Consider the following 15,696-nt stretch of genomic DNA (forward strand, 5'->3'; position numbering starts at 1 on the left):
GTCTCCTAGCACCCACTGACATCCGGAAGAAGCGAGATGGTAAGCCCCTTGGAGCAGATGCTGATCGAGTCGGAAGCCCGCTACCTCAAGCCAGAGGAGCTGGAGCATCTGAAGGCCTATGTTCTCGGCTGGCCAAAACGACAACATGTGTACCGAGTTTTGCGGGAACGGGAGAGCCAGGTGGTGAGCAAAACCCTAGATGCCCTGCAAAAGGAGATGCCCGACCTTTCTCCCCAAGTGTTGGATCTGTGCCGGCGACACCTGCTGTTGCTGCTGCGTCACAGCGCTATGGCCATGTTGCTGCAGGACGAAAACCTCCTGAAGGAGCGGCTGATCGAGTGGATGGAAGAAGAGGTGCGCCTGTACGGGCTGCAGAGGGTTTATGAGGTTGCCTATCGGATTTTCCAGCAGGAGCTGAGAGACCATCTGGCCCCTGGAGAGTTGGAGTTTATCCGCCCCTTAATCACCCAGGTACAGGTGGTCTTGCTGTTTTAGAGCTAGATACTTTTTTGCTTTTTGCATTTTTCGGTGCTAGAGCGCTCTATCTCAACTAGCCGGAGACTTCAGTGTCGTTGGAGTTAATGTTAGCGTTGTAGTAAATCTGCCCAAGGGGTATTCAATTGCTGGAGGGATCGCCATAAGATTTGGAGCGTAAACAACCGTTCTCCCAGCTCAACAACCAACGAACTGTCAACTGCACCCTGCTCCTATTTGGATGCTTAGAGCTCAATAACGACTTGGATTGGATAACCAGGGGATCCCTTATGAACGGCACCAGCTCTATCTCCAATGGCTCAGTCAACTTCGATCCCTATACGCCTGTTTTGGCCAACTACTACACACCCAGCGCTTATCTGCGAAGCGATTTGGAATCGGGCTTACTGGAAAGTCGCCACGGTGAACGTCTCTTGGCCCTTCCAGAAGCATTGCTGCGGGGCATCTACACGGGCCTGGAATACGAGACTGGCCAGGCTGCTCGTTTGGTATTGCGCAACTGTGGTCGGATGTGGGGCAAGGAGTTTTTCCGCCGTTTTGCCCAAGAACTCTCCGACTACTACCAGAAGCCTTTGGCCGAGCTGGAGATGGGCCTTTTCCTGCAAAGTCTGAGACAAGCCTGGAAAGCTCATGGCTGGGGATTGATCGAGATCGACTGGACTTACAAAGATCAGGGAGTCCTGGTGGTGTCGATTCGCAATTCTCCCTTCGCTGCTGTCACCCCTCCCCATTTCAAGCGTCCGATGGGCTTTTTGGAGGCAGGGCTGTTGGCCACCTGGTTTAGCCAGCTAACCGGCCAGGATTTGCTCTGCGTGCAAACTGCCAGCGAGGCTTTGGGAGCAGAGAGCAATTTGTTTGTCGTGACCGCTGCCGCCCGCCTCAAAGAAGGAGAAGCCTGGGTGGACTCTGGCCTCAACCATGAGCAGATCCTGGAAAAGCTCCTGCAGCCCAGCTAGGCGATGGGGGCTGGTTTTCCCCAGAGGGATGGGATCCCAACAGGGATGAGTCTGTATAATTTTCTGGAAGCAAGGCGAGCTCAAGCGCGCGAGGGTGTGGCCATTGGGGTGGCGAGTCAGAGCAATTCGGGGAGCCATCACCGTACCTACAAACAGTGCCGAGGCCATTGGCGCGGCGGTGGCTGAGCTGCTGGATACGCTAGAGCACCGCAACGCCCTCGATCCGGCTGAACTAGTCAGCGTTATTTTTTCCGTTACCCCTGATTTAAATGCAGCTTTTCCCGCCCAGTTTGCTCGTCGTCGCCCCGGTTGGGAGTCGGTGCCTCTGTTGGATGTGCAACAGATGGAGGTGAGCGGCGACTTACCCCGTTGTATTCGTGTTTTGATCCAGTTGAATACTCCCCTTGCCCAAGCTGATATGCAGCATGTTTATCTGCGAGGTGCCCGCGAGCTAAGGCCGGATCTCAGCGCAGTTTGATTGAGGTCGTACAGCACCAATACGGCAGCGTAGCCACAGCAATCGAACAGCAACGGGACAACCTATCGCCTTGGGCAATAGGGAGTGCAATCGATTCTGGTTTTTCCCTGCTTATTTTGGGGGAAGAGAATGTCTCAACCCAAGTTGATTCAGGTCTTATAACTACGGATTTGGCGATCCCAGCCGCCTTGATCTGGATTCACTCACAGATGCACCTAGCCCAAGAGTATGGTCATTTCGATTCAAACCAGGACACTAAACCCATGACCCAATGTTGACTGTAAGGGGCGAGATAGCCCAGGCGTCTCACCCTAACCCGAAACGACTATAGTTTGAGAACTCAGGAGGATAGTTTTTCTCGCAGACGGTTTTCCCACTGTTGCAGTTGCTCTTGGCGAGCGGCCACCTCTGCTTCGCGACGGCTCAGCTCTTGGCTTTGCCGAGTCAAGGATTGCCGCCAGCTTTCAATCTCCGACAGATCCACCAGACTGTGGGTTCGGGATAGGTTGTGCAACATCTCCACCAGCTTCATGGCTGCCTCTTCCACCCGCCGTACCTGCCGCTCTTCCGAAAGCTCAACCAGCAGCAACACCCCAATGTTGTAAGGGCCAACCTCTTTGCAGGTGACCCCTTCTGGCTGGCGCAGCGGCATCCAAACCCCGTCCTCGGCCTGCCGGGCCAAGAGCTGCAGCTCCCCCTGGCCGAAGAGACTTTTTTTGTGTACCCGTGCCAGATACAGCATGGAACATGCAGGAAGATGCTGCCGATTTTAGCACCGATCCCTTTTGTTCAAGAGGGATCCCGTCCCTAGACCCAAACCTGGGCTTCGTTGTCCGTGCCATTGGGAGGATCAATGTTAGGATCGGCGGTGGAATGGGTAAGGCTCAACGCTCTCCCGTCTTCATCGTTTAGGGATCCCTGGCATGTTTCTCACCCAAAGCCCCTACTTTTTGATGGCAGCGCTGGTGGCGATTGCCAGTGGAGCCATCTTCGCGGTTCGGTTCATCAAGCGAGAGGCCTCCGCTGAGTACGACGTGATTTTTGCCACGATGGGCCTGATCTATTCCGTCTGCTTGCTCTTGGAAGGTCAGCGGCTCATCCCGTTGCTGTTCTTTGCGCAGGTGTTGCTGGCGGTGATGGCCGGCTGGTTTGCCATCGAAACCTTCCGTTTGCGGATTCTCTTAAGCGAAAAAGCACGGCAGGTGGGCGGGGCTCGTCCGACCGTTCGGCGGCAAGGCTTCAGCCGCACCTATCCCCCGGATGGCTATGCCCAAGGACGCACGGTTTCCACTCGAGCCGAGGGATCCCGTATCCGCGATACATCCTCTTACAGTCGCTCCATTCCTGGGCACAGTGGTGAAGATCCTAGCCGTCGCCCCAGGCCCCAACTGACCGGCGATACCCGTGTGCGTCCACGCCGCCGACCCGAAGGGGATGAGTATTACGAGGAACCAGGATCCCGCCCGCGTCAGGACACCGACTACGATGAGCCGGCTCCGCCACCAGAGGCCCGTCGCCCCCGTCGCCCTGCCGGAGAGTATCCAGAGGATGTGGATGTGCAGGAAGAGCGCAGCACAGGTACAGCTACCCGCCGCCGTCCCCCACGGCTGCCCCAAGACCAAGGGGAAAGCTACGCGGATGAACCTCCCCGCCGTCCTTCCCGCCGCGTTGTCGAAGTAGAGCCAGTAGAAGTGGAGCCAGAAGAGTACGATGACGATCTGTTCTGATAAGCTCTCGACACTGCTCTGAAACTCAATAGGGACAGCGCCAGCCTTGCTTGGGAGGTGTGGTGAATCCGGTTGGATCCCTCAGCCCGTGTTGCGCATCCCGGCGGCAATGCCGTTGATGGTGAGCAGAGCCCCACGCAGAAGTTCAGCTCGGTTGTAGCGCGTTCTCCCGGTACGGGATCCCTGATGCTCTCGCAGGCGCTTGAGGAGGGAGACTTGGATAAAGCCGAGGGGCACAATAGAGCGGTTGCGCAACTGCACCGAGCGCTTCAAATAAGGGTCGTTCTCCAACAGTTCGCTGTGACCCGTAATCTGCAGCACTATTGTGCGGGTGCGGTGCATTTCTTGGGCAATACACTCAAACAGCTCCATCGCCCGCTCTAGACGTTCTGGAGAGCTCATCTCCCGCACGTAGTGACGCGCTATTTGCAAATCCACCTTGGCCAAGGTCATCTCCACTTTGGAGATCACCATGCGGAAGAAAGGCCATTCGCGATACAGGTGCTGCAGGTGGTTGAGGTTGTGCTCGCCCTTGGCCACGTATTCCTGTAGGGCGGTGCCAACTCCATACCAGGCCGGCAGGAGAAAGCGGCTTTGCGTCCAACTAAATACCCAGGGAATGGCCCGCAGGGATCCAATATCCTTCTGGCTGCCGCTGCGGCGGGCAGGACGGGAGCTGATCTGCAGTTGGCTGATCTCTTCAATGGGGGTGACCTCGTGGAAAAACTCCACAAAACCTTCCTGCTCATAGACCAGGTTGCGATACACCTGCCGGGAGCGATCCGCCAAGGATTCCATTAGGCGCGACCACTCGTGCAGGTCGTTGGGGTAGGTGCGCAGCAGGCTGGCCTGGATCACAGCGCTGGTAACGGTTTCTAGGTTAAAAATGGCCAGATCTTGGAGGGAATACTTAGAGGCCAGCACCTCTCCCTGTTCGGTAATTTTGATGCGGCCCCCCACACTGCGCCCTGGCTGAGCCAAGATGGCCTCGTAAGCCGGGCCTCCCCCACGGCCCACCGAACCACCCCGGCCATGGAAGATTTGCAGCTTCACGCCATAGGATTCGGCCACCGTCTGCAGGCGTTGTTGAGCTTTGTAAATCTCCCAGTTGCTGCTCAAAAAGCCGGAATCTTTGTTGCTGTCGGAGTAGCCCAGCATCACCTCCTGCAGATTTCCCTGCTGAGCCAAGTACTGGCGATAGAAAGGGATCTCCAGCAACTGCCGCAAAACTTCCGGGGCCCGCTTCAGGTCTTCGACGGTCTCAAACAGCGGCACCACCGCCAGGGATCCGCGACCGCTAATGGGATCGTAGAGCCCCACCTCCTTGGCCATCAGCAGCACCTCCAACAGGTCGCTCAACTGGCGGCTCATGCTGATCACATAGGTTTGGCAAATGGCCAAGCCGAATTCCTGCTGCATGCGGCGCAGGGTGCGAAAGGTGGCGATCAGCTCTGCCGTTTTCTCGGAAAAGGCGATCTCCAGCGGTATCAGAGGCCGACGTGTTTGTAGCTCCTGCAGGAGAAAGGCGGTTTTTTCCTCTTCCGTCATCTCGTTGTAGGGACGCGGCAAAATGCGCAAGTACTCGAAAATCTCCGTGAGAGCGGCTTCGTGGTAGCTGCTGTCTTGGCGGATATCCAGATAGGCCAGGTGAAAGCCAAACACCTGTACCTGTTGAATGAGATGATCCAACTGACGGCAGGAAAGGCCGCTGTTTTTCAAGCTTTTCTGGATAAGCTGCAAGTCGGCCAGGAATTCTTCCGCGTTGGCATAGGCGTTGTCCACGGGGGGAGGGGTGGGCAAACAAGCGGAGTCGGCCAAGTTGCGGTTGCGCTCCCGCGTCAACTCCAGCCGCCGCTGAATGTAGCTGAGCTTGAGGCGGTAAGGCTCCTGGCGATATTGCAGCGAAAACGATTCGTAAACCTCGGGCATGAGGCGGTGATCCTGCTCAAGGGCATCCAGCAGTTGGCTGTCCACATCCCCCCAATGCAGGGAAATGCTCAAGGTTTTGGTGAGAGCCTTCACCGATTCGATGTACTTGCCCAGGATGAGGTTGCGCTGATAGCGGGCCGTTTGCCAAGTCACATCGGCGGTAACGGAAGGGTTGCCATCCCGATCCCCGCCTACCCATGAGCCGAAGTTGCAAAATCCTGCCGGCGGCGGCTCGACGCTGGGAAAAGCCTTTTTCAAGCTGCGGCTGAGGTACTCGTGCAGCAGGGGGATGGCCTGAAACAACACCTCTTCAAAATAGTGCAAGGTGTAATCGACTTCGTTCAAAACAGTCGGCTTGGACTGATGCAACTCGTCGGTACGCCACCAAAGCAAGACTTCTTCCGCCATCTGTTCTTTTATCATCTGGGCCTGCAAAGGCTGGGTTTGTTCTGCCCAATCCAGTTGGCTGAGCAAGCGAGAGAAGGCCCGTTGCTTCTCGCGAATGGTGTGGCGGACGATCTCGGTGGGGTGGGCGGTAAAAACCATGCGAATGTGCAACTGCTCCAGCAATCTGCGCAGTAGGCCCGGCGGCACCCCTTGAGCCCGCAGGTAAGGGAACAGCCGTTCAAATTTTTCGTTTTCTCGCACGGTACGTTGTTGGCTATCCACCATGCGCATGTCCGAGTCTTCTGCCCGTTCGTAGTGCTGTTCAACAATGTTGATCAACTGGAAGAAGAGGGCAAAGGCCCGTGCCGTTTGGATGGTGGCGTCGAGGCTGAGGTACTCGATAATTTGTAGTACCTCTGGGATCGGGTACTCCAGGGCTTGTCCTTCTGGGGAACACATGGAACGCAGTCGCTGCAACAGATCCACCAGAGACTGACCGCACTCCTGCAGGATCACCGATTCCCAGAGTTCTTCCACCAGTTGCAGGCGACGGTTTAACAGGTTGTTCCTGCGGTTGAAGGTTTCGTGGACTTGGAGGGAATGGGCCAAGGGATCCCGTTCCCCAAGCAGGGAGGCCTCCTTCAGCCCGTTGGCAGAACCCGCTGCCCACTCTGCAGCGGTCAGGTGGGGGGAAGAGGTCATGAAGGCAGCTCCTAGAACAACCATCCCAATATTAGAGCCTGTTTGTCGAAACGGCAGATGTAGCCGGTATCACGCTCAGATCGCAGTCTTCCCGATGGCGGATTTTGTAGTTGAACCTACAAATTGCAAGAAAAAAGTGTTTTACTTTCCGAGAGTGCCGGTCTAACGCTTTGCGGGAAGGAGTTCTGGTGGCTGCCACCCTGTTTATCAACGCACATCTGCTGGATCCCGACCAGGGATTGGACGAGATCGGGCAACTGGGTTTTCACGTCGGTGGGGGATTTTTGTTTGCCTGCGGATGAGGCGGGGATCCGCTCAGGGGTGACCACGGTGGTGGAGGCGGGGATCACCTTCCCGGCGTTTTGTGCAACGGTGGCGTCAACTGCCCAGACGCGGGTTTATGCTTTGATCCTTCTCTGCTCTACATCGCCACTGCGGATTTCATCGCCCATCGCCTCAGGCTGGCCGTGGATCCAAAAAATCAAGATTTAGATCGGGCCAGAGCAGTGATCGAGGCCCATCGCCAGGTGGTGGTTGGCCTCAAGGCTCGCCCCACCCTCAAGCTGGGAGAGAGGGAATCACCCACGCTCACTTCCGCTCTGATTCTTGGCGAAGAATATGCCTGCCGATCATGATTCATCTGGGCCGCTTCCCGATGGATGGGGTGTTGGATCCCTCAGATTTGTTGGATCGCCTGCGTCCGGAAGAGATTGTCAGCAACGAACAAAAGGCCCGCGCCCGCGACTACGCATTGCAGGTGGCAGAGCTAGAATCCAAGGCAATTGCAGCTTTCAACCGCAAGTTGGCAGCCTTGTCACCGGCTTGAGCCGCTCTGGAGCGGATGCCCATTTTATGATTTCGGATCAGCAGTGGATGGAACGGTGTCTATCCCTGGCCCGTTCCACACCTCAGCGTCCCTCTCCCAATCCACGGGTGGGCTGCGTGATCGTGCAGGAGGATCGGGTGGTGGGAGAAGGCATTCATCCGGGGGCAGGGCAGCCTCATGCCGAGGTGTTGGCTCTGCAACAGGCGGGATCCCTGGCCAGAGGCGCAACGCTCTACGTCAACCTGGAGCCCTGCAACCACTATGGGCGCACTCCCCCTTGTACCGAGGCCATCCTGGCCGCCGGGATCCGGCGGGTTGTGGTGGGGATGCAGGATCCCAATCCCTTGGTGGCCGGCAAAGGGATCCGACGCCTGCAGGAGGCGGGGATCGACGTGACGGTGGGAGTGCTGGAGCGGGAGTGCCAGGAGCTGAACGAGGGGTTTGCCTTCGCCATTGTGCGGCAACAGTGTTTCGGCCTGCTGAAATACGCCATGACCCTGGATGGCAAGAGCGCCGCCGCCACCGGCCACAGCCGCTGGATCAGCAACCCTCTGGCGCGGCAATGGGTTCACCAACAGCGGGCCTGGCACGATGCGGTGATTGTGGGATCCCGAACCGTTTGGCAGGATAATCCGCGCCTCACCTGTCGTCTGGCGGAGTTGCAGGGATCCCAGCCGTTGCGGGTTGTTCTCAGCCGTTCTCTGAACCTGCCCCCTTCTGCCCATCTGTGGCAGGTGGAAGAAGCGCCGACATTGGTGATCACGGAAGCCCCAAAGATCCATCCCCTCTGGGGATCCCTGGCCGAGCAGGGGGTAGAACTGCTGCATCTGCCCCAGGTAACCCCCTCGCGGGTGGCACAAGTGCTCTTTCAGCGGGGGTGTCTGAGCGCCCTCTGGGAATGCGGGGGTACGCTGGCCTGGGCAGCCCTCAAAGATGGGGCGATCCAGAAAGTAGCCGCCTTTATCGCTCCCAAGATCCTGGGGGGAGCCGATGCGCCAACCCCGGTAGCAGGCGAGGGGATCCCTGATGTAAACCAGAGCTGGCAACTGGTGGAGCCCCGGCTGGAGACCTTGGGGGATAACTGGTTGATCATCGGAAAGATCTCCTCTTCAGTTGGCCACAGTAACCTACTAAAGTGACCAGCTTTCGATTGCCATACAGGGAGCTTCAGGTTTCTGAACGAACAGGCTGATATCTGTTCAATGTAAATGGATATACTCATCAGAAAAACACGGCATTTCTGCAAAGTGGGGTTCAGAATTGAGCTCAATTGTGCTAGGCTGGTCAATGTTTTGGGGGGGTCAATTGACGTTTTGGTAAGGTCAGCAAAATCAAGCTGTAGGGATCTATCGAGATTTTCCTGAGGTGAGCCTTGCAAACGGCAACGACGAAGACTCTAGCCTCTTTGTCCAGCCCTTCTTTGCTTGCCCAGTGAGCGGCTTGAAAGTCGTCCTATCTCATTTTCAAGTACAAATCCCAGGATAAGGAAGGGCATTGTGTTGAATCTTTTTGCCAGCCTGCTGTTTGCATCCGCTTTCCTCAGCCCATCGGGAAACGTCGTCATCGAGGGGGATCCAGGGGAGTGGGTTTTCGCCGATCATCAAGTCCTAGAAGGGGTTACTCTAACCCTTCTCACACGGCCCGGAGAGAGCTTGGCCTCTTGGAGAGAGATGCTCTCCGTCATGGACGTTCATGTCGAGGGATCGCCGCGCTTTCTTGCCAACCACATGCGGGACAACCTCCTGGCCAACTGTCTCCAAACGACTTGGGAGTTCCATCGGGAGAGCGAAGAAGATGTGCTCTACGAGTTTCGCAGTGCTGGCTGTCGTGGAACGGTGAGTGGAGTTGAGGAACATGAGATTGGCCGGATCACCCGAGGCCCAAGCGGCAGTGTGCGCATTGCCTATGCCGCAAAGCCAGAGATGACGTCCGAAGTGCGAAGCCGCTGGCTGAACTTACTGGGCAGCGAGGTGGGGACAGCTCAGGGTTTTCCCATTCGCAACCTCAGCGGGGCGATTGCACAGCCTTCTTCCCCGGTTTCGGAAGCCCCAACCGCAGAGCGGCAGATCGCCCGGTGGCTGCAGGAAGCAACCGATGCCCTGAGGCAGCAGGAAGATTTGCTGGCCGAGCTGGATCGCCTAGGTCAGGAAGCGCAGGCGGATGCCCGTGCCTACAGCCAAGGAACCCCCAAAGAGGCGGGGCTAAGGACAATCGGCCTGTACCGAGGTCGGGGGGACGGCAGCCCTGGCGAGGCCACAACCGAGTTCAAGACCACTGACACCTTGATCTGGGCCATCTTGCCGGTGGGCAACCTTCCTGCCAACGCCAAGGTGGAGATGCTCTGGTACTACGAGGGCGGAGAAGCTGGGGGCGAGCAACTAATCCGCAAGCTCGATGTTCCCTGGGATCCCTTGGCCGATACCGTGCGAGGCTTTCTGAGCTTCAGCCAACCCTACACCGGGCGCTACCGCGTCGAGATTCATGTCAACGGCGAGAAGGTAGGAATTGGCCGCTTCACGATCCGGTAGTCTCCTGCAAGAAGTACCCCTCCTACGGGGTTACACAGGCTTGGGGGTGGACAATCTCCATCACCAACTCCGACGGGGTGAAGACCGCTGTGCTGGGATCGAGAGGAGGGCTTGCTATCCTCGACGGGTTCTGCTGACAGGCCTGGCTTTGAGGTTGTAGATAAGGCTGGTGCGGTATTGCAAAAGCAAATTACGCAGGTAAAGGGGCAAGTTGCGTCGGTAGAGGGAGCGGGTTTTGCGGTAGATAGATTTGCTGCGCCGGTTAATCGCTTGGCTGCGCCGCTGCAGAGAGGTTTGGAGTGGACGTTGGAGTGCCAGGGATCCGGGCGCACGCATAAACCTTGGCCGTACCATGTCCCACCTCAAGAGCAGCGTTGAACGTTGGATCCAGTGTAGGGGATCCTCAGGGAAGCAGCCGCCAGCGGGTCAGCCTATTCTGCAGGTGGTCTGCCCAGCTTGCCGAGATCCCGGCAAAAGCTTCATCCCTCTCCAGATCTTGCAGCAACTGCCGACCCAGAGGTGCCAGACGATACCGATCCGTGATCCCCTGCCCATCCACTTCCCGCCGCAACAGCCCCACCTGAATCAGCCACATCAGCTCCTGATCCGCCCGCATTTCCGATAAAGGACGCCGGGTGTAGCCCGCTTGAACGCCCGCCCAACCTGCAATCTTTGCCGGCGGGATCCCTTCCGCGCTCATGGCCTGCAGCAAGGGCAACCGAAAAGGGCTGCAAATCCAGGCACGCCAAGCCCTTCTGTACACTGACTCAGAGTCATGGAGCATGAGGGACAAGGGGAGTCCTTATGTTCTTATTCAATTCTGTCAATGGCCGTTGAGCAGCAGGCTTGTTACAATAAATTACGATATGTTGATCATCCTTGCCATTGTTGTCCTCCTGGGATTCTGGGCGCTGCGCTTGATGGAGCAGGCTTTTCAGAGTCAGGAGTTCTCGCGCATGTTGGCAGGGACACTGGTGGCTGTGGCTGCCGGCGGCGTCTTGACCTGTTACTTTCTGATGAGCGATACCCTTCAGATGTTGTTTCATCTGCAAGCGCAGTCCCCCTCTTCCTACTCTCAAGATCTGCTCTCCGATTTGAGCTGGCTTGATCAGTAAATGGGCGGTCATGAGCTACATCAATGCAGTAGCTCCGCTAGCGAGGTTGTGACGCAGCTTTTATAGTCGTTTTAAGCCGGAATGAAACATTTCCATCTAGCTCCCCTCTCTTGCTGGGGGTAGGGCGGCAGCGGAGAACGCTTAGGGAGTGTTTCAATCTAGTTTGAAATGGAAGACCAAAGTATCTGGGGTTATGGCATCCTCCTGCATCCGCAAGGATGGAGTAGCAAGACCTGCCGCCCGCTTGCCAACAGTGAGCGGGAGAAATCCTGCAAGCTGTGAAAAAATCCGTTGACTTGAGCCGTGGGAAGAATATCAATGGGCCAATTGGGTTGCCAGCCAGGCTCGGATGCTTCGGATCATTTGGTGGTTGGGGGCCAGTAGGTTCTGGTAGATCAACTGTCCAAAAGCATCGATGGGGCTGAACTCCTCCCCGACTTGGAAAGGATAGCTAAAACCCAGTGGAGTGAGGTGATCCCCCTCGAGATGCTGCCACTCGGTATAGCCTTGATACTTGCGGCAAAGCTGTTGGTAGAGCAGAGGAATGTCGTCAATATCATCCTGTCGAAATTCCACAAGCAGGTTGTGTCTAACCGGATACTGCTCCTCAATTAAGCGGTTGGTTTCTGCTGGGGAAGGCTCGAACTCTAACCACAGATTCACAGGTGGCGAGGAGGATCCCATCCACATCCACCACAGATCGGCAAGCTGTTGTTGAGGCCAAGCTTGAGCCAACAGCCGCAGCAATGGCAAAGCCCGATCTAGCCCGGCATTGCTGTAGGCCAGGAAAATATTGCCTCGCCGCTGGGATCCCAGAGAAGGAACGGCTAGACAAGAGAGGATCTGCAACTTACAGCCCAGGCTATGACCCAAACCAAACAGGGGCAACTCCAGCAAACCCTTGCTTTGCAGGCTTCTGTGCAAAGATTGGGCTGCGTTGAGTGCCAGTTGGGCGTGATCGATATCGGTGGTGTAGGGGGTGGCAACAACGGCCATGCCCATACGGGCCAGTTCTTCCAGCAGGCGGCTGTAGAACACTTGCGGGGCAGCTCCCACAAAAGCTCCACCCAGAAAGTGAACGACGGCGCGGGGTTGAGGGGGCAGAAGGAACCAAGTATGCCCATCGGTTTGCCAAGTTGGTGCCATGGTGTTGCAACCTCGCCTGCGAGTTTGTTGAAGCTTTCCCCATAACCCAGCGCTCGGCAGATCCCACTTTGCCCACTTTACGCCGGTTCCCCGCGCTGGCCAGCCCCTGGAACTCATCCTAATGGACATCTTGCCCAGACATGGGGATCCCCAGTTAACTTCTGATGCAGCAGGCAAAACTCTGCCCCGCCTCAGACTGAGGTTCTCACACAGCCTACAGAGGGGTGGTGCGCTGCACTCGCCGAGATTGGGTTTTGAGTGTAGGATCCCTGCTCAAAAGTTGCTGTGGCTGCTATGACTAGGGCAGTGGGTGGTGAGGGATCGTGATGAAGACTTCACAGCTTGCAAAAGGATGCCTGCTGATCGATTGTCGGGGCTTTGATGAAAAGACGATAAACCTGTTTTTGGCACCTGGGCCCGATCCCTATCGGGAAACAGAAGAATTTCTCCTGGACTGCGAGATGCGGGCAGATGAGCTGCCCCGTTATCTGCGGCGGGCCTTGCTGGAGTTTCAGTTGTATTCCAATTCGGAAGGGATCCTGCTGCTGCGGGGCTTGCCCGTGGATCCCGGACTAGACCATACCCGCACACCGGCTCTGGCGCAGCGCTCTGAGGAGAAAACCACTTTTGTCAGCGAACGCTGCTTGGCAATGATCGGCAGCCGCTTGGGGCATTTGGTCTCCTACATCCAAGAAAAAAACGGGGATTTGTTTCAAAACTTGGTGCCTACTCCCGACAGCGAAGAGGTGCAATCTTCCGAGGGATCCCGCACCCGGCTGCAGTTTCACCGCGAGACGGTTTTTCATCCCTACTCACCAGAGTTTTTGCTGCTGTTTTGCCTGCGCCCCGACCATGACCGTGTAGCGGAAACCACCTACGCCAGCATCCGCCATGTCCTGCCTTTGCTGGGAGAGCGCGATCGAGAGCTGCTGTTTGAACCCCTGTATCGCACCGGCATCGACTACTCCTTCGGCAACCGGCAAGCCCTGGTCAATGGCCCCATTTTGCCGGTGTTGTATGGCCGTCGAGAGGATCCCTTCTGGAACTACGACGAAGACCTGATGGTGGGGCTCACCCCCGAAGCCAGTCTGGCTCTAGAAGCCCTGAGGAAGGGAATCCACGCTGTCTACCGAGGCATCAAGCTGGAAACAGGGGATCTGCTCTGTATTGACAATCGCCGCACCGTTCACGGACGGACTGCCTTCTCTCCCCGCTACGATGGCTTCGACCGCTGGATCCAGCGCTCATTTGTGGTGCGGGATCTCGGCCTTTCGGCAGGGGATCGCCATCCCGGTGAGCGCATCATTCGCACCGCCTTCGCAACAGATGATGAGGCCCAAGCTGCCCTCAATGGGGAGCAGGTCTGTCTCAGAAGATCCTGAGAAGTTCGCAGACTTCAGCGCCATCCATAGCTCAAGTCCGTAAAAGTACTATTGGCGATTTCCCCGAAAGGGTTTGGATGAGTCGCCCCAGATTCTGATGTCAAAATACGTGATCCTCACGATGGCTATCGCAGAGCGTTTCCAGCATTCTAGGCTTATGAGCCAAAGCCATCAATTCTTCTCACGATTGCGAGGTTAAGATGAGCATTCGCCAGATCATCGATGAGGTTTTACAATCTTCGGTTTTAACTCTGCAGCAGGAGTCCAGCATTAACCAAATCCTCTGGGAAAAAAACTATGATCTATCTGATCTAGAGGCTTTAGATAAGCTGGTGGAAGCCATTTTGCGCCAAGAGGTAAGGGCTGCTTCCGATCCCTGCTAGAAACCTAGCCTTGCTTGCAAACGACGGCAGATCTTGCTCAAAACTTACACACTTACACAACGCACAACTGAGAGCAATTGTGCATGCTCCTAGCATGAGTCGGGATGAGATTCCAATCTCTCGACAATTTCCCGGATTAAATGCTCATCAGAGCGATTGATCTCTGGGTGGAAAGGCGCCTGTTTTAAGTAGCGCTTGAGATCCTGGCAGGCTTGCTGCCAACGGCCCAACTGATAATACAATAGACCCCGATCCCTTAGGTGGGGCAAGGATTCAGGGATCAACAACAAGATCCGTTCCGCTGCTGCCAAAGCGGGTTCCAGTTCGGCGCGGCTCAGATAAATTTGCTTGAGGTTGTTGAGCAAGCGTACCAAGATCAGGCGGGGAGGGGTGGGGCGTAGGTGGTGTTCTTGGAAAGGGATCCCAGGCCCGTAGATTTGCGACAAAAGCTCTTGACAATCTTCTGGAAATAAAATCTCCCCCTGCTGAAAGGGATCCACGAAAATCTCGGCGCCTGCAAACAGGGGCCGGATTAAAAAGTGGCCGGGCATGCCCACTCCTGCCATGGGAAAATCGATCCGCCGCGCCAGCTCTAGATAGATCAGCGACAGCGTAATCGGGATCCCGGTGCGCCGATCGATCACTTCGTTCAAAAAGCTGTTGCGTGGGTCGTAATAATCTTCGCGATTGCCACGAAAGCCCAGATCCTCAAAGAGATAGTGATTCAAGATCTTGATGACCCGCAGGGGATAACGCTCCGGGGGAAGGCGCTCTTGCACCTCTGCGGCCATCTCATCCAGAGCAGCCACATACTCTTCCACCTCCAGATCGGGATAGGCTTCTTGGGCAATCCAGAGGGCCGCCCGACCGAGATCGATGGGCTCCGATTGGATTTCAAGGGCAAAGCGTTGACGGGCAGCAGGAATGCTCATGAAATGTTAAATATTAAATATTGAGGTTCTTTGCAAGGATCTCGGTTAGCTAAACCGCCGAGAAGCCCCGCCCTTTGTCCGTAGGACGTATGGACTACGTCCCGCTGAAGCGAACGCGCTAGCGGCGCGGAGCGCTTGGGTCGGGATGAGAGGCGGGAGTACCTTGGTTTTCAATGTACTGGCTCAATACCGAGACTGTCACCCCACCACATGAAGCGATGAAATAAGATTCATTCCACAGCACATTTTTCCGGTATATCTTGCTGATGTAATCCGCAAACTCGCTTCTCATCCTGCGACTAGAGACGGATTTGATGTTGTTTACCAATTTGGACAGATCCACCTGCGGGTAGTACTGGAACAGCAGATGAACATGGTCTGCCTCGCCGTTGAACTCAATAAGTTTGCAACCCCACTTTTGGCAAAGGTCATACATAACCTCATGTAATCGCTGCAGCATTTCGCTGGTAAATACCTTGCGACGGTACTTGGTGGTTAAGACCAAGTGTGCCTTCAAATCAGATACAGCTCTGCCGCTGGAAACAAAATCATGCTTCATGGCCGCTAATCCTGCTGGTGCTATAATCAGTGTAGCGGTTTCTGAGTACGCTTAAGATGAGGACTGCCTATCAGTACCGCCTGCGGCCTACGCCCAGTCAAGTTGTCCTGATGGAGCAATGGCTGGAGCTGTTGCGCAAGCAGTACAACTA

At 56.1% G+C, this 15,696-nt stretch carries 19 protein-coding genes; 12 read left to right on the top strand and 7 right to left on the bottom strand.

Features of this window, described 5'->3' with window-relative positions:
* The first annotated feature begins 36 nt into the window (after positions 1-36).
* From ACVWYZ_RS10260 to aroH, 3 genes are all read left to right on the top strand, one after another.
* Positions 37-495 (top strand): hypothetical protein, encoded by a 459-nt coding sequence (locus tag ACVWYZ_RS10260; RefSeq protein ID WP_457466978.1) that lies wholly within the window; start codon positions 37-39, stop codon positions 493-495.
* A gap of 269 nt (positions 496-764) precedes the next feature.
* Entirely contained in the window at positions 765-1,451 is a 687-nt protein-coding gene (locus tag ACVWYZ_RS10265; protein ID WP_457466979.1) for a V4R domain-containing protein, read from the top strand.
* A 103-nt stretch (positions 1,452-1,554) separates the two neighbouring features.
* Entirely contained in the window at positions 1,555-1,929 is a 375-nt protein-coding gene (aroH, locus tag ACVWYZ_RS10270) for a chorismate mutase (RefSeq protein ID WP_414380832.1), read from the top strand.
* Between the two features lie 340 nt (positions 1,930-2,269).
* Here aroH and ACVWYZ_RS10275 read toward each other — a convergent pair whose 3' ends face one another.
* Complete coding sequence (locus ACVWYZ_RS10275; RefSeq protein WP_457466980.1) at positions 2,270-2,671, bottom strand: hypothetical protein; 402 nt, start codon at positions 2,669-2,671, stop codon at positions 2,270-2,272.
* 181 nt (positions 2,672-2,852) lie between these two features.
* Between ACVWYZ_RS10275 and ACVWYZ_RS10280 the strand changes: the two genes are divergently transcribed.
* Positions 2,853-3,656: a Ycf66 family protein gene (locus ACVWYZ_RS10280; RefSeq protein ID WP_457466981.1), complete on the top strand. Its 804-nt coding sequence runs from the start codon at positions 2,853-2,855 to the stop codon at positions 3,654-3,656.
* A gap of 81 nt (positions 3,657-3,737) precedes the next feature.
* Here the strand turns inward: ACVWYZ_RS10280 and ppc are convergent, their stop codons facing one another.
* Positions 3,738-6,674 carry a phosphoenolpyruvate carboxylase gene (gene ppc, locus ACVWYZ_RS10285; protein ID WP_457466982.1) on the bottom strand — a complete coding sequence of 979 codons (2,937 nt, stop codon included), beginning with the start codon at positions 6,672-6,674 and terminating at the stop codon, positions 3,738-3,740.
* A gap of 288 nt (positions 6,675-6,962) precedes the next feature.
* On the opposite strand from ppc, the gene ACVWYZ_RS10290 reads away from it, so the two are divergent.
* The 4 genes from ACVWYZ_RS10290 to ACVWYZ_RS10305 all read left to right on the top strand — a co-directional run bounded on the left by ACVWYZ_RS10290 (position 6,963) and on the right by ACVWYZ_RS10305 (position 10,028).
* Complete coding sequence (locus ACVWYZ_RS10290; RefSeq protein WP_457466983.1) at positions 6,963-7,166, top strand: hypothetical protein; 204 nt, start codon at positions 6,963-6,965, stop codon at positions 7,164-7,166.
* 139 nt (positions 7,167-7,305) lie between these two features.
* Positions 7,306-7,500 (top strand): hypothetical protein, encoded by a 195-nt coding sequence (locus ACVWYZ_RS10295; protein WP_457466984.1) that lies wholly within the window; start codon positions 7,306-7,308, stop codon positions 7,498-7,500.
* Positions 7,501-7,526: 26 nt separating this feature from the next.
* Positions 7,527-8,639, top strand: a complete 1,113-nt coding sequence (gene ribD / locus ACVWYZ_RS10300; RefSeq protein WP_457466985.1) for a bifunctional diaminohydroxyphosphoribosylaminopyrimidine deaminase/5-amino-6-(5-phosphoribosylamino)uracil reductase RibD — start codon at positions 7,527-7,529, stop codon at positions 8,637-8,639.
* Positions 8,640-8,996: 357 nt separating this feature from the next.
* Positions 8,997-10,028 (top strand): hypothetical protein, encoded by a 1,032-nt coding sequence (locus tag ACVWYZ_RS10305; protein ID WP_457466986.1) that lies wholly within the window; start codon positions 8,997-8,999, stop codon positions 10,026-10,028.
* A gap of 114 nt (positions 10,029-10,142) precedes the next feature.
* Here ACVWYZ_RS10305 and ACVWYZ_RS10310 read toward each other — a convergent pair whose 3' ends face one another.
* Positions 10,143-10,382, bottom strand: a complete 240-nt coding sequence (locus tag ACVWYZ_RS10310; protein WP_457385564.1) for a hypothetical protein — start codon at positions 10,380-10,382, stop codon at positions 10,143-10,145.
* Between the two features lie 49 nt (positions 10,383-10,431).
* Complete coding sequence (locus ACVWYZ_RS10315) at positions 10,432-10,812, bottom strand: Npun_F0494 family protein (RefSeq protein ID WP_457466987.1); 381 nt, start codon at positions 10,810-10,812, stop codon at positions 10,432-10,434.
* An 82-nt stretch (positions 10,813-10,894) separates the two neighbouring features.
* Between ACVWYZ_RS10315 and ACVWYZ_RS10320 the strand changes: the two genes are divergently transcribed.
* On the top strand, positions 10,895-11,143 hold the full coding sequence (locus tag ACVWYZ_RS10320; RefSeq protein ID WP_011433446.1) for a hypothetical protein: 249 nt from the start codon (positions 10,895-10,897) through the stop codon (positions 11,141-11,143).
* Positions 11,144-11,458: 315 nt separating this feature from the next.
* Here the strand turns inward: ACVWYZ_RS10320 and ACVWYZ_RS10325 are convergent, their stop codons facing one another.
* On the bottom strand, positions 11,459-12,289 hold the full coding sequence (locus ACVWYZ_RS10325; RefSeq protein ID WP_457466988.1) for a DUF1350 family protein: 831 nt from the start codon (positions 12,287-12,289) through the stop codon (positions 11,459-11,461).
* Positions 12,290-12,615: 326 nt separating this feature from the next.
* Between ACVWYZ_RS10325 and ACVWYZ_RS10330 the strand changes: the two genes are divergently transcribed.
* On the top strand, positions 12,616-13,671 hold the full coding sequence (locus ACVWYZ_RS10330; RefSeq protein WP_457466989.1) for a TauD/TfdA family dioxygenase: 1,056 nt from the start codon (positions 12,616-12,618) through the stop codon (positions 13,669-13,671).
* A gap of 200 nt (positions 13,672-13,871) precedes the next feature.
* Positions 13,872-14,054 (top strand): hypothetical protein, encoded by a 183-nt coding sequence (locus tag ACVWYZ_RS10335; protein WP_414342619.1) that lies wholly within the window; start codon positions 13,872-13,874, stop codon positions 14,052-14,054.
* Positions 14,055-14,143: 89 nt separating this feature from the next.
* Here ACVWYZ_RS10335 and ACVWYZ_RS10340 read toward each other — a convergent pair whose 3' ends face one another.
* Entirely contained in the window at positions 14,144-14,986 is an 843-nt protein-coding gene (locus tag ACVWYZ_RS10340; protein WP_414350903.1) for a SirB1 family protein, read from the bottom strand.
* A 118-nt stretch (positions 14,987-15,104) separates the two neighbouring features.
* Positions 15,105-15,545: an IS200/IS605-like element ISSoc10 family transposase gene (gene tnpA, locus ACVWYZ_RS10345; RefSeq protein ID WP_457466990.1), complete on the bottom strand. Its 441-nt coding sequence runs from the start codon at positions 15,543-15,545 to the stop codon at positions 15,105-15,107.
* A gap of 56 nt (positions 15,546-15,601) precedes the next feature.
* Here tnpA and ACVWYZ_RS10350 point away from each other — a divergent pair.
* Positions 15,602-15,696, top strand: a 95-nt coding sequence (locus tag ACVWYZ_RS10350) for a helix-turn-helix domain-containing protein (protein ID WP_457466993.1), incomplete at its 3' end; no start/stop codon positions are given.

The organism is Thermostichus sp. MS-CIW-37 (assembly GCF_054060065.1).